Source organism: Halalkalibacterium halodurans (assembly GCF_005671335.1).
Taxonomy (GTDB): Bacteria; Bacillota; Bacilli; order Bacillales; family Bacillaceae_D; genus Halalkalibacterium; species Halalkalibacterium halodurans.
The window spans coordinates 57,337-70,168 of record NZ_CP040441.1; the positions used below are offsets into that span (position 1 = coordinate 57,337).

The following is a 12,832-nucleotide window of genomic DNA, read 5'->3' on the forward strand; positions in this document are numbered from 1 at the left end:
AGGCAACATGACCGAAAATCCCGAAGCTGACAAAGAGATACGAAGAGAATCTGACGTTATTTGGTTAAGTTAGAAAGGGCGCACGGTGGATGCCTTGGCACTAGGAGCCGAAGAAGGACGCGACGAACGGCGAAACGCCTCGGGGAGCTGTAAGTAAGCTTTGATCCGGGGATATCCGAATGGGGGAACCCACCATCCGTAATGGGATGGTACCCATACCTGAATCTATAGGGTATGAGGAGGCAGACCTGGGGAACTGAAACATCTAAGTACCCAGAGGAAGAGAAAGCAAATGCGATTTCCTGAGTAGCGGCGAGCGAAACGGGAACAGCCCAAACCAAGAGGCTTGCCTCTTGGGGTTGTAGGACACTCTATACGGAGTCAGAAAGAAACGAAGTAGGTGAAGCGACCTGGAAAGGTCCGTCACAGAAGGTAACAACCCTGTAGCCGAAACTTCGTTTCCTCCAGAGTGGATCCTGAGTACGGCGGGACACGTGAAACCCCGTCGGAAGCTGGGAGGACCATCTCCCAAGGCTAAATACTCCCTAGTGACCGATAGTGAACCAGTACCGTGAGGGAAAGGTGAAAAGCACCCCGGAAGGGGAGTGAAAAAGATCCTGAAACCGTGTGCCTACAACTAGTTGGAGCCCATTAACGGGTGACAGCGTGCCTTTTGTAGAATGAACCGGCGAGTTACGATGTCGTGCAAGGTTAAGCTGAAAAAGCGGAGCCGCAGCGAAAGCGAGTCTGAATAGGGCGAAATAGTACGCCGTCGTAGACCCGAAACCGTGTGATCTACCCATGTCCAGGGTGAAGTTCAGGTAACACTGAATGGAGGCCCGAACCCACGCATGTTGAAAAATGCGGGGATGAGGTGTGGGTAGGGGTGAAATGCCAATCGAACTCGGAAATAGCTGGTTCTCCCCGAAATAGCTTTAGGGCTAGCCTCGAGGGAAGAGTCTTGGAGGTAGAGCACTGATTGGACTAGGGGTCCCCACCGGATTACCGAATTCAGTCAAACTCCGAATGCCAATGACTTATCCTCGGGAGTCAGACTGCGAGTGCTAAGATCCGTAGTCAAGAGGGAAACAGCCCAGACCATCAGCTAAGGTCCCAAAGTATACGTTAAGTGGAAAAGGATGTGGAGTTGCCCAGACAACCAGGATGTTGGCTTAGAAGCAGCCACCATTTAAAGAGTGCGTAATAGCTCACTGGTCGAGTGACTCTGCGCCGAAAATGTACCGGGGCTAAACGTATCACCGAAGCTATGGATTCGCACCGTTGGTGCGAGTGGTAGGGGAGCGTTCTACGTGCAGCGAAGTCAGACCGAGAGGACTGGTGGAGCGCGTAGAAGTGAGAATGCCGGTATGAGTAGCGAAAAGAGGGGTGAGAATCCCCTCCGTCGAAAGCCCAAGGTTTCCTGAGGAAGGCTCGTCCGCTCAGGGTTAGTCGGGACCTAAGCCGAGGCCGAAAGGCGTAGGCGATGGACAACAGGTGGAAATTCCTGTACCACCTCCTCACCGTTTGAGCAATGGGGGGACGCAGAAAGGTAGGGTAAGCGCGCTGATGGAGATGCGCGTCCAAGCAGTTAGGCTGGAAAGTAGGCAAATCCGCTTTCCGTGAAGGCTGAGCTGTGATGGCGAGGGAAATGATAGTACCGAAGTTCCTGATCCTACACTGCCAAGAAAAGCCTCTAGCGAGGTGAGAGGTGCCCGTACCGCAAACCGACACAGGTAGGCGAGAAGAGAATTCTAAGACGCTCGGGAGAACTCTCGTTAAGGAACTCGGCAAAATGACCCCGTAACTTCGGGAGAAGGGGTGCTCTGATAGGGTGCAAGCCCGAGAGAGCCGCAGTGAAAAGATCCAAGCGACTGTTTAGCAAAAACACAGGTCTCTGCGAAGCCGCAAGGCGAAGTATAGGGGCTGACACCTGCCCGGTGCTGGAAGGTTAAGAGGAGGGGTTATCCCTTCGGGAGAAGCTCTGAATTGAAGCCCCAGTAAACGGCGGCCGTAACTATAACGGTCCTAAGGTAGCGAAATTCCTTGTCGGGTAAGTTCCGACCCGCACGAATGGTGTAACGACTTGGATACTGTCTCAACGAGAGACCCGGTGAAATTATAGTACCTGTGAAGATGCAGGTTACCCGCGACAGGACGGAAAGACCCCATGGAGCTTTACTGTAGCTTGATATTGGATGTTGGTACCGTTTGTACAGGATAGGTAGGAGCCTTGGAAGCCGGAGCGCTAGCTTCGGTGGAGGCGCTGGTGGGATACTACCCTGACGGTATTGACATTCTAACCTCGAACCGTGATCCGGTTCAGGGACAGTGTCAGGTGGGCAGTTTGACTGGGGCGGTCGCCTCCTAAACAGTAACGGAGGCGCCCAAAGGTTCCCTCAGAATGGTTGGAAATCATTCGTAGAGTGCAAAGGCAAAAGGGAGCTTGACTGCGAGACCTACAAGTCGAGCAGGGACGAAAGTCGGGCTTAGTGATCCGGCGGTGCCGTATGGAAGGGCCGTCGCTCAACGGATAAAAGCTACCCTGGGGATAACAGGCTTATCTCCCCCAAGAGTTCACATCGACGGGGAGGTTTGGCACCTCGATGTCGGCTCATCGCATCCTGGGGCTGAAGTAGGTCCCAAGGGTTGGGCTGTTCGCCCATTAAAGCGGTACGCGAGCTGGGTTCAGAACGTCGTGAGACAGTTCGGTCCCTATCCGTCGCGGGCGTAGGAAATTTGAGAGGAGCTGTCCTTAGTACGAGAGGACCGGGATGGACACACCGCTGGTGTACCAGTTGTTCCGCCAGGAGCATCGCTGGGTAGCTACGTGTGGACGGGATAAGTGCTGAAAGCATCTAAGCATGAAGCCCCCCTCAAGATGAGATTTCCCATGGAGTAAATCCAGTAAGACCCCTTAGAGATGATGAGGTTGATAGGTCTGGTGTGGAAGCGTGGCGACACGTGAAGCTGACAGATACTAATCGGTCGAGGACTTATCCAAAAACAAATCAAAAGCAACGTCTCGAACTCGAGAAGCGTCCCATTATCTAGTTTTGAGAGAATCTTGTTCTCCAAAGAAAAGGGTTTCGAGAAACGAGCAGGAATCGAGCGACGACAGACCGGAGCGTACACACGGTACGTGAGGATCTGGAGGAGTGAAGATGACACCAAAATGCGACGTTGATCGGAAGCCGTAACTAAATGGTTTGGTGGCGATAGCGAAGAGGCCACACCCGTTCCCATGCCGAACACGGTCGTTAAGCTCTTCAGCGCCGATGGTAGTTGGGGGCTTCCCCCTGCGAGAGTAGGACGCTGCCAAGCGATAAAGCACAATCCAATCGGGTTGTGCTTTTTTAGGTGTGCCAGGCATGCGCATATTCTCTAGGGTTCAAGTCCCGAACTGTGAAGGCAGTCGTAACAGTTAGCTTAAGACAAGGGTGTCTGGGGTGACCCAGAATCTGAAGGAAGTCGGCGGCAAACCTCCGCTCCTAGGAACACGAACTTCATATAAGGCTAGGTAGACTTGGGTGAGATTGCCTAACAAATCAAAGTCCAGACTGCCAAAGGGTCTACCGAGTAAATGAAGAGGAGACATGGAGGGGAAGAATGTGTACTTACCCTGGGAGATCTGACTGATACGCGACACGCATGTCGTAACCTTGCATAAGAGTGCAAGCTGAACGGTCAGAAGTCAGCAGAAGCCATAGTACCCGCTTGGTCTAGACAAGAGGGGAAGGGCTGAATCACGTAAGGAGAATCATCCCTTCGCATACACGCATCTTGATGAAACAGAAAACGAAGAACCTCCTTCGTGGAGGAAGCGATGAATCTCGCTGGGGACACGAAGAGAGGGTGGAGAGAGCGCGTCACATAAGAAGAACCGATGATTCACGTAGGAGATTGATACGATGTTGGAACGAATTCTATCCCGTGAAAACTTAATACAAGCACTCGAACGAGTGGAAAAGAATAAAGGAAGTTACGGTGTGGATGAAATGGACGTAAAATCCCTACGCCTCCATCTTCATGAAAACTGGACTTCCATTCGAAATGAGATCATAGAAGGGTCTTATTTCCCGAAGCCTGTCCGTCGAGTCGAAATCCCGAAACCGAACGGTGGCGTAAGGAAACTAGGGATCCCCACGGTGATGGATCGTTTCCTTCAACAAGCGATCGCCCAAATCTTGACTCAACTCTATGATCCAACGTTCTCCGAACGAAGTTTTGGGTTTAGACCGCATCGGAGAGGACATAACGCCGTCAGGCAGGCGAAGCAGTGGATGAAGGAAGGATACAGATGGGTCGTAGACATTGACTTGGAGAAGTTCTTCGACAAGGTGAACCATGACCGTCTCATGAGGAAACTCTCCTCCCGAATCCAAGATCCTCGAGTGCTTCAACTGATTCGCCGATACCTCCAAACGGGTGTGATGGAAAGAGGACTGGTGAGCCCGAACACGGAAGGAACTCCGCAAGGAGGACCGCTTAGTCCACTCCTGTCCAATATTGTCCTAGATGAGTTAGACAACGAATTGGAGAAACGTGGATTGAAGTTCGTCCGCTATGCGGACGACTGTAACATCTATGTTCGATCCAAACGAGCGGGGCTCCGTATCATGGAGAGCGTAACCTCTTTCATCGAAAACAGGTTGAAACTTAAGGTCAACCGAGAGAAGAGTGCCGTTGATCGTCCTTGGAACCGTAAATTCCTAGGATTCTCCTTCACACGAGGAAAGGATCCGAAAATGAGGGTGTCTAAGGAAAGTGTCAAACGACTCAAACAACGGATTCGAGAACTGACGAGCCGAAGACACTCCATGAAGATGTCTGATCGGTTACGCAGACTGAATCGCTACCTCACAGGTTGGCTTGGGTATTATCAATTGGTGGACACACCAAGTATCCTCGCCCAAATCGATGCATGGATCAGAAGAAGATTAAGGATGATTCGATGGAAAGAGTGGAAAACCACTTCCGCTAGACAAAAGAATCTAGTCAGATTGGGGATCAAGAAGGCGAAGGCTTGGCAGTGGGCGAACAGTCGAAAAGGCTACTGGAGAGTCGCTCACAGCCCGATCATGGATTATGCCCTGAACAGTGAATACTGGAAAGGACAAGGTCTCATGAGTCTAGCCGAGAGGTATCAAACAAGACGTTGGACTTAAGTGAAACCGCCGTATACGGAACCGTACGTACGGTGGTGTGAGAGGTCGGGGGTTCGTCACCCCCTCCTACTCGATTATGAAAAAAGGGCGCTGAAGAGCGTTGATCCGAAGGAGCAGAGTCATCACTGGAAAGCCGATGGTCACACCATGAAAAGGCGCCAAAGAAAAGCATTCGGCGAAGGTCTCGCAGGGCGGTTTTCCCGAGGAAGCTGAGGCAATGCCCGAGACAAGCGAGCATCCTGTAGCGAAATCAACAACAAAGTTTAGCAGAGGATAAAAAGGGAAGAGAGACACCCACCCAGACTTATTGGGATGAGTGCCTCTCTATTTTTTATTTACCGGGTTTTGTCCCAGCCTCTTTTTAGTTGAAATCGTTTCTACAAGGAGAGCCAGAGTTTAACGGATAGGGGGAAACTTAATTTTTCCTCTCGATTTCCTTGATCGGATAGGCACGGGAATACCACTTGAAACGTACGATGTAGAAAGGAATCAAAAGTAGCAAAACGCTGAAAAGAATGAAAATTTGAAGCCATCTGCGTTTAAGCAGGGCATTTTTTGACAAGGATGATAACGGGGGTGAAGTGGATGAACGAGCCAAAGGGTACAACCGTACAGGAACGAAAAAGGTGCGTCATTTGCGAACAACCGAGGCCATCAGGTATTCAATTATTCGAATCATTTATTTGCGAAGGTTGTGAACAGGAAATAGTGAAGACGGAAATTGAGGATATGGCATACTACCATTTTGTCCTCCGTTTAAAAAAGATCGCCCTTCCGAAAACATAAGGTGGTAAGTGATAAGTCGAAACGGCTTATCACTTTTTTCATTAGATAGGAAAGGAGATAACCAGAGAGTTCTAGCACCAGGCACCAAACACGAGGCGAACGTCCCAAGAGCGCCTTATGATCAGTCATCATCGACTCGCAAGCTCTCTAGGATTTCTTTCTCTCCTTGGTAAGCGGGCACTTCTTATTGAAGTGACAAAAGGTTTGTGTTCTCTTTACATGTTTGAGTGTAAATGCTACTAGCGGACTTGCCCCACGTGAGTGTCAATCGTTATAATGGAAGAAACACAGAAGGAGTAGCATAACATGAAAAAAGCCTCAACATTGCCGCTATTTGAACGGCTCGTTCAGCATGATCGCGGGGGACCTATCTCGTGCCATGTTCCAGGCCATAAGCAGGGGGCTCTTTTTCATAAGGATGCCTGTTCATATTTTCAAAGCATTTTATCCCTTGATGTAACGGAGCTAACCGGCCTTGATGATCTCCATGACCCCGAAGGAGTTATTGCAGAGGCTCAAGCTTTGACAGCCCGCTACGTCGGGGCAGAAGCGACGTGTTTTTTAGTCAATGGCTCGACGGTTGGTAATTTGGCAATGATTTTAGGTACACTTGAGCCTGGCGATACTGTTTTTGTACAAAGGGATTCGCATAAATCGGTGATGAATGGGTTAGCGATGGCAAGGGTCCATCCAATCTTTCTTTCACCAGCCTACGATGAGAGAACGCAATTGCCAACAGGTATTACCGAACAAACGTTAAAACAAGCACTAATAGAACACCCGAATGGGAAAGCACTTATTTTAACATATCCATCGTATTATGGGGTTGCCCGCTCGATCCGTCCGCTCGTCCAGATGGCGAAAGAAGCTGGATTGTACGTACTTGTGGATGAGGCGCACGGAGCACATTTTCCGGTAGGTGATCCATTTCCGAAACAAGCACTTGAGCAAGGGGCCGACGTAGTCGTTCAATCTGCGCATAAAACCTTACCCGCCTTAACAATGGGCTCCTATCTTCACTTTGCTCATGGACTACATTCGAAAATCAAGGATTCCATTCGAGAGCAATTGCAGATTTTGCAGTCGAGCAGCCCATCCTATCCGATTCTTGCCTCATTAGATGCAGCAAGAGGATTTTTAGAGGATCTCACGAATGTAAAAGATACGCTCGATTCCATCGCGGAGATAAATAGGCGGATTGAACAGGTCGAGCGTTTGTCGGTTGCTACATTTTCCCCGCTACCCACCGATCCATTAAAAACGGTGATTACAGTAGAAGGGGCAACAGGATTTGCCTTGCAAACCGAACTTGAAAAAGAGGGGATATACTCAGAGCTCGCAGACGATCGTCATGTTTTGCTTATGTGGGGGCTAACCCCTTTACAGAAAGTCCGACAAGAGGAAATCATCGACAAAATGTGCCGAGCAACCAAGCGGCTTCCTGCGCATGAGCAAATAAGTAAAGCTTGCCCCCTATCGTTATCGTGGCAAGCACACACGTCGCTTGATCTATCATATGATGAACAAAAACGATATTCAATTGAAGAGGTTGCCGTGGAAGAGGCTGTGGGGAAAGTGAGTGGAGCAACGGTTATCCCTTATCCCCCAGGGGTACCTCTCCTATTAAAAGGGGAAAAAATCACAGAACCGTTAATTGCCCAATTTCAGCAGTTGCAGGAGGCAGGGGCCCGTTTTCAGGGGAGACCTTCTGAGCAACAAGGGTTGTATGTGTTTACGTTGGAGGCTATGACATGACGAAAGGTTGTTTTATTACAGTTGAAGGTGGAGAAGGCGCAGGGAAAACGTCTGCGCTAGATGCGATTGAGGAAATGCTAAGAGAGAACGGCCGATCGGTCGTACGGACCCGTGAGCCAGGGGGAATCCCCATTGCTGAGCAAATTCGTTCCATCATATTGGATGTTGACCATACAAGAATGGACCCGAGAACAGAAGCATTGCTTTATGCAGCAGCCCGTAGACAGCACCTGGTTGAAAAAGTGTTGCCAGCACTGGAAGCAGGGCATGTCGTCCTATGCGATCGCTTCATTGATAGTAGTTTGGCGTATCAGGGATATGCAAGAGGTATTGGGTTTGAGGATATTTTAGCGATAAATGAATTTGCCATTGAAGGACGTTATCCGGACTTAACTTTGCTTTTTCGTGTAGATCCAGACGTAGGTTTATCACGAATTCATCGTGATCAGTCAAGAGAGCAAAATCGCTTGGACCAAGAGGCCCTTACGTTTCACCAAAAAGTAAAAGAAGGTTATGAACGGATAGTCGAGACGTACCCCGAACGAGTAGTGGAGATTGATGCAAACCAGTCCTTTGATCAAGTTGTTGCTGATGCCGTCCGCATGATAAAGCAAAGGCTATCACTTTAAAAATGAGGAGTGAACAGTATGAAATTAATTATTGCGGTTGTCCAAGACAAAGATAGCAATCGGTTGTCTGAAGCCCTTGTAAAAGCGAACTATCGTGCGACGAAATTAGCAAGTACGGGCGGTTTCTTAAAAGCAGGTAACACGACATTTCTTATTGGGACCGAAGATGAGCATGTAGAAGAGGTCATGTCGATCATTAAAGACAATTGTAAGAGCCGTGATCAGTTAGTAGCACCCATTTCGCCAATGGGTGGAAATGCGGATTCCTATGTTCCATATCCAGTCGAAGTCCAAGTCGGCGGAGCCACGGTTTTTGTTTTACCTGTAGAACAGTTTGAACAATATTGACAAGGAGGGGTCGCCTATGACTTGGGAAAATCTCGCCAAAAACCAACCATTTGTCGCAACGATGCTAAAAAACAGTTTGGCTAAAGGGCGACTCGCTCATGCTTACATCTTTGATGGGAACCGGGGAACTGGGAAAAAGCGCATGGCTCTTCACTTAGCGAAGAGCTTCTTTTGTGCACAGAGAGCTGGAGTTGAGCCTTGTCAAACGTGTAAAGAATGCAAGCGCATTGAGCATGGCAATCATCCGGATGTTCATTTCATCGAGCCAGATGGTCAGTCGATCAAGAAACATCAAGTCGAGCATTTACAAAAGGAATTTTCCTATCGTGGGATGGAATCCGCAAAAAAAGTGTACATCGTCAACCATGCAGATAAAATGACAACTAGTGCAGCGAACAGTCTGCTTAAATTTTTAGAAGAGCCACTCGCAGATACGGTGGCAATATTGTTGACGGAACAACTGCAAAACATGCTCCCTACCATTAAGTCGCGCAGTCAGGTTTTATCCTTTGCTCCGCTTGAGGTGCAAGCATTTGCGAAATTACTGGAAGAAGAGGGGATCTCTGAATCCATTTCCAATCTTTTAGCAAGTTTGACAACAAGTTTTGAGGAAGCGATGGCGTTTGTGGCAGATGAGTGGATTGCACAAGCACGAAGCCTAGTGTTACAATTGATGGAAGAGCTCCAATCTCGGCCGAATCAAGTGTTACTAACGGTTCAAGATCAATGGTTACCACACTTTGATGATCGCCCGAAACAGGAGCTTGGATTAGAGTTACTTCTTTTATGGTTTCGAGACCTTTTATATACACAAGTGGGAAAAGAAGAGGCGTTCACCTACGTTGGCGAGGAAGAGGCCCTTTCACGACAAGCGCTTGCCCTCTCACAACATAAAGTCCGTAAAGGAATGACTGCCATTATTGAGGCGAAACGTCATCTGAGTGCGAATGTATCTCCACAGCTTGTGATGGAGAAGCTTATGCTCAGATTACAGGAGGGATAAAAGATTGCATCATGTTGTTGGTGTTCGTTTTAAAAAAGCGGGCAAAATCTATTACTTTTCTCCAGGTGACTTAGACATTCCTCGAGGAGAGAGTGTTATTGTGGAAACTTCTCGAGGCGTTGAATACGGCAATGTCGTCATTGAGAAAAAAACAGTCGGGGACAACGATGTTGTATTACCGCTTAAGCAAGTGATTCGCGTAGCGACCGAAAAGGACAAGCTAGCGGTTCAAGAAAATAAAGAGGCTGCAAAAAAAGCCTATGACGTCTGTGTTCAGAAAATTATGGAGCATCAGCTCGATATGAAGCTCGTAGACGTGGAGTACACGTTTGATCGGAATAAGGTATTGTTTTATTTTACAGCCGATGGTCGTATTGATTTCCGGGAGCTTGTTAAGGATTTAGCTTCGGTTTTCCGTACGAGAATCGAATTGCGACAAATCGGTGTTCGTGATGAGGCAAAAATGCTTGGCGGTATAGGGCCGTGTGGGCGAATCCTTTGCTGCTCCTCTTTTTTAGGTGATTTCGAACCTGTGTCCATCAAAATGGCGAAAGATCAAAACCTTTCGTTAAACCCAGCGAAAATCTCTGGCCTTTGTGGCAGGTTGATGTGCTGTTTAAAATATGAAAATGATATGTATGAATCAGCGAAGCAGGAGCTGCCGGATCTTGGCGAAACGATTGATACACCTCATGGGAAAGGAAAGGTTGTCGGGTTAAACATGCTGGAGCGACTCGTTCAAGTTCATCTGTTTGAAGGAGAGCGGGTGCTGGAGTTTTCCCTAGAGGAACTATTAGAACGAGGGGCTGTTTCCGCTGAAGCCACAGAATAATGAGGTGGTTGATACGTGAACAAAAAGGCGATTTTTACACAAGTGAGTCAACTTGAGGAACGGATCGGTGAGCTGCACCGGGAGCTTGGGGGTCTAAAGGAGCAATTGGCTTACTTAATCGAAGAAAATCATTTTTTAACGATTGAGAATGAGCATCTACGTGAGCGATTAGGGGAGCCTGAACTAGAAGAAACGGAAGAGAAAGAGCAAGTGACGAAAGAGAGAAAGCCGTTTGTCGGAGAAGGCTATGATAATCTGGCCCGTCTTTATCAAGAAGGATTTCATATTTGCAATACTCATTACGGTAGCCTTCGTAAAAACGGAGAAGATTGCCTGTTTTGCCTGTCATTTTTAAATCAAGACTAATGTATAAAGCGATAGCCTTTTCCCGGTGAAAAGGCTTTTTTGCTCATGAGGAGGGACTTAGGTGATGATTCCAACATACGACGATGAGCGCATAGATTATACACCTGGACGAACGCGGCAAGTGATTCAAAGTCCAAATGTGTTTGCGTTTTCAATGGACGCCGTTTTGCTTGCCCGATTTGTCTATTTGCCGATACAAAAAGGGGACATACTCGATCTTTGTACAGGAAATGGGATTATTCCTCTTCTCTTAACGGAGCGCTCAAAGGCACGAATGGTCGGAGTGGAGATTCAAGAACGCTTGTTTGAGATGGCGATCCGCAACAGTCAATTAAATGACCTTGAGCAACAGCTTACGTTTATGAATTTAGACCTTAAAGATCTGCCGAAGAACATGCCGATGCATTCCTTTGATGTGGTGACATGCAACCCACCGTATTTTGCTAATTTGAATGAAGATTTGCTAAATGATAACCCTTATTTGGCCATTGCTCGTCATGAAATTCATTGCTCCCTTGATGATGTGTTACGAGTGAGTAGCCAGATGGTAAAGAACCGAGGGAAAGTAGCAATTGTTCACCGGCCCGAGCGATTAACTGAATTAATCGAAGGGATGAAGCGGTATCGCATCGAGCCAAAGCGGCTACAATTCATCCACCCGAAGGCAGGCGCGGAGGCGAATATCGTTCTAATTGAAGGTATGCTTGGCGGTAATTCAGGAGTAAAGGTTCTCCCTCCACTCACTGTCTATGATGGAAATGGGAAATACACGATAGAATTTCAGCAGGTGTTTGCGGGACAATGAATCATTACGTGTACATATTAGAATGTAAAGATGGTAGCTGGTATACCGGATACACGACAGATGTAGACAGGCGCATAAAAAAGCATGCTAGTGGAAAAGGAGCCAAGTATACACGGGGGAGAGGACCATTTCGGCTCGTTGCCACTTGGGCCTTCCCATCTAAAGAAGAAGCGATGCGGTGGGAATATGAAGTGAAACATCTGTCACGGCGGAAAAAGGAACAGCTCGTGTCATTAAAAGGGGGTCCATATGAAAACACAACAAAGCTATCAACAACGTGATGACAAGGGAACGCTCTATCTTGTAGCCACCCCGATTGGAAATTTGGAAGATGTGACGTTTCGTGCGATTCGGACGTTAAAGGAAGTAGATCAAATCGCGGCAGAGGATACACGGCAGACGAAAAAGCTGCTCAACCATTTTGACATTGCCACGAAGCTTGTGAGCTATCATGAGCACAATAAAGAGACGATGGGCAAGCGATTGATCGATGATTTAATAGAAGGGCGTACGATCGCTCTCGTTAGCGATGCGGGGATGCCTGCCATTTCCGATCCGGGGTATGAGCTCGTGGTATCGGCGATTAAGGAGGGCATTGCCGTCATCCCGATTCCAGGGGCGAATGCTGCTGTTACAGCGCTCATCGCTTCAGGTTTACCGACGGAAAGCTTTCAATTTATTGGCTTTCTCCCACGGCAAAAAAAGCAGCGCCGCCAAGCGTTAGAAGAGACAAAGCCTACAAAAGCGACGTTGATTTTTTACGAATCTCCCCATCGTCTAAAGGACACGCTTGACGATATGCTGCTCATACTAGGAAATCGCCATGTGAGCATTTGCCGGGAATTGACGAAGACATATGAAGAGTTTTTACGAGGAACGTTAGAGGAAGCGGTTCATTGGGCGAGAGAAGCTACGATCAAGGGAGAGTTCTGTCTGATCGTGGAGGGGAATGGAGAGAAGGTTGAGCCTGAAGAAGTATGGTGGGAGTCTTTGTCACCCGTTCAGCATGTAGAACATTATATTGCACTAGGATTTCGTTCAAAAGAGGCCATTAAACAAGTGGCGACAGACCGCGGGGTACCGAAGCGAGATATTTACAACATATATCACCAAGAATAAAAAAGAAAGCTCTGGCATTTGCCA

11 protein-coding genes and 2 rRNA genes are annotated in these 12,832 nt (G+C 48.1%); all 13 read left to right on the forward strand.

Features of this window, described 5'->3' with window-relative positions; translation table 11 throughout:
• The first annotated feature begins 62 nt into the window (after positions 1-62).
• The 13 genes from FED51_RS00240 (at position 63) to rsmI (ending at position 12,808) form a co-directional block, all read left to right on the forward strand.
• A 23S ribosomal RNA gene (locus FED51_RS00240) occupies positions 63-3,001 on the forward strand.
• Between the two features lie 204 nt (positions 3,002-3,205).
• Positions 3,206-3,321 (forward strand): 5S ribosomal RNA (gene rrf, locus FED51_RS00245).
• A gap of 587 nt (positions 3,322-3,908) precedes the next feature.
• Positions 3,909-5,165, forward strand: coding sequence for a group II intron reverse transcriptase/maturase (gene ltrA / locus FED51_RS00255; protein WP_010896223.1), 1,257 nt, complete (start codon positions 3,909-3,911; stop codon positions 5,163-5,165).
• A gap of 585 nt (positions 5,166-5,750) precedes the next feature.
• Positions 5,751-5,951: a sigma factor G inhibitor Gin gene (locus FED51_RS00260; protein WP_053432341.1), complete on the forward strand. Its 201-nt coding sequence runs from the start codon at positions 5,751-5,753 to the stop codon at positions 5,949-5,951.
• Between the two features lie 306 nt (positions 5,952-6,257).
• Positions 6,258-7,706: an aminotransferase class I/II-fold pyridoxal phosphate-dependent enzyme gene (locus FED51_RS00265; protein ID WP_053432340.1), complete on the forward strand. Its 1,449-nt coding sequence runs from the start codon at positions 6,258-6,260 to the stop codon at positions 7,704-7,706.
• Positions 7,703-8,335 carry a dTMP kinase gene (gene tmk, locus FED51_RS00270; protein ID WP_053432339.1) on the forward strand — a complete coding sequence of 211 codons (633 nt, stop codon included), beginning with the start codon at positions 7,703-7,705 and terminating at the stop codon, positions 8,333-8,335. The genes FED51_RS00265 and tmk overlap by 4 nt, the downstream gene beginning before the upstream one ends.
• A gap of 18 nt (positions 8,336-8,353) precedes the next feature.
• Positions 8,354-8,683, forward strand: a complete 330-nt coding sequence (locus tag FED51_RS00275) for a cyclic di-AMP receptor DarA (protein ID WP_010896227.1) — start codon at positions 8,354-8,356, stop codon at positions 8,681-8,683.
• Between the two features lie 16 nt (positions 8,684-8,699).
• A complete protein-coding gene (gene holB, locus FED51_RS00280) occupies positions 8,700-9,686 on the forward strand; it encodes a DNA polymerase III subunit delta' (protein ID WP_053432338.1) in 987 nt (328 codons plus the stop codon).
• 4 nt (positions 9,687-9,690) lie between these two features.
• Positions 9,691-10,518 carry a PSP1 domain-containing protein gene (locus FED51_RS00285; protein WP_010896229.1) on the forward strand — a complete coding sequence of 276 codons (828 nt, stop codon included), beginning with the start codon at positions 9,691-9,693 and terminating at the stop codon, positions 10,516-10,518.
• Positions 10,519-10,533: 15 nt separating this feature from the next.
• Positions 10,534-10,884: a DNA replication initiation control protein YabA gene (gene yabA / locus FED51_RS00290; protein ID WP_010896230.1), complete on the forward strand. Its 351-nt coding sequence runs from the start codon at positions 10,534-10,536 to the stop codon at positions 10,882-10,884.
• A gap of 64 nt (positions 10,885-10,948) precedes the next feature.
• Positions 10,949-11,689 carry a tRNA1(Val) (adenine(37)-N6)-methyltransferase gene (locus FED51_RS00295; protein WP_053432345.1) on the forward strand — a complete coding sequence of 247 codons (741 nt, stop codon included), beginning with the start codon at positions 10,949-10,951 and terminating at the stop codon, positions 11,687-11,689.
• Positions 11,686-11,970, forward strand: coding sequence for a GIY-YIG nuclease family protein (locus FED51_RS00300; protein WP_010896232.1), 285 nt, complete (start codon positions 11,686-11,688; stop codon positions 11,968-11,970). Before FED51_RS00295 ends, FED51_RS00300 begins: the two co-directional genes overlap by 4 nt.
• Positions 11,939-12,808, forward strand: a complete 870-nt coding sequence (gene rsmI / locus FED51_RS00305) for a 16S rRNA (cytidine(1402)-2'-O)-methyltransferase (protein ID WP_053432337.1) — start codon at positions 11,939-11,941, stop codon at positions 12,806-12,808. Before FED51_RS00300 ends, rsmI begins: the two co-directional genes overlap by 32 nt.
• The last annotated feature ends 24 nt before the right edge of the window (positions 12,809-12,832 follow it).

Coding starts and splice junctions, on each gene's coding strand:
- ltrA (WP_010896223.1), top strand. CDS start 3,909: ATGTTGGAACGAATTCTATCCCGTGAAAACTTAATACAAGCACTCGAA.
- FED51_RS00260 (WP_053432341.1), top strand. CDS start 5,751: ATGAACGAGCCAAAGGGTACAACCGTACAGGAACGAAAAAGGTGCGTC.
- FED51_RS00265 (WP_053432340.1), top strand. CDS start 6,258: ATGAAAAAAGCCTCAACATTGCCGCTATTTGAACGGCTCGTTCAGCAT.
- tmk (WP_053432339.1), top strand. CDS start 7,703: ATGACGAAAGGTTGTTTTATTACAGTTGAAGGTGGAGAAGGCGCAGGG.
- FED51_RS00275 (WP_010896227.1), top strand. CDS start 8,354: ATGAAATTAATTATTGCGGTTGTCCAAGACAAAGATAGCAATCGGTTG.
- holB (WP_053432338.1), top strand. CDS start 8,700: ATGACTTGGGAAAATCTCGCCAAAAACCAACCATTTGTCGCAACGATG.
- FED51_RS00295 (WP_053432345.1), top strand. CDS start 10,949: ATGATTCCAACATACGACGATGAGCGCATAGATTATACACCTGGACGA.
- FED51_RS00300 (WP_010896232.1), top strand. CDS start 11,686: ATGAATCATTACGTGTACATATTAGAATGTAAAGATGGTAGCTGGTAT.
- rsmI (WP_053432337.1), top strand. CDS start 11,939: ATGAAAACACAACAAAGCTATCAACAACGTGATGACAAGGGAACGCTC.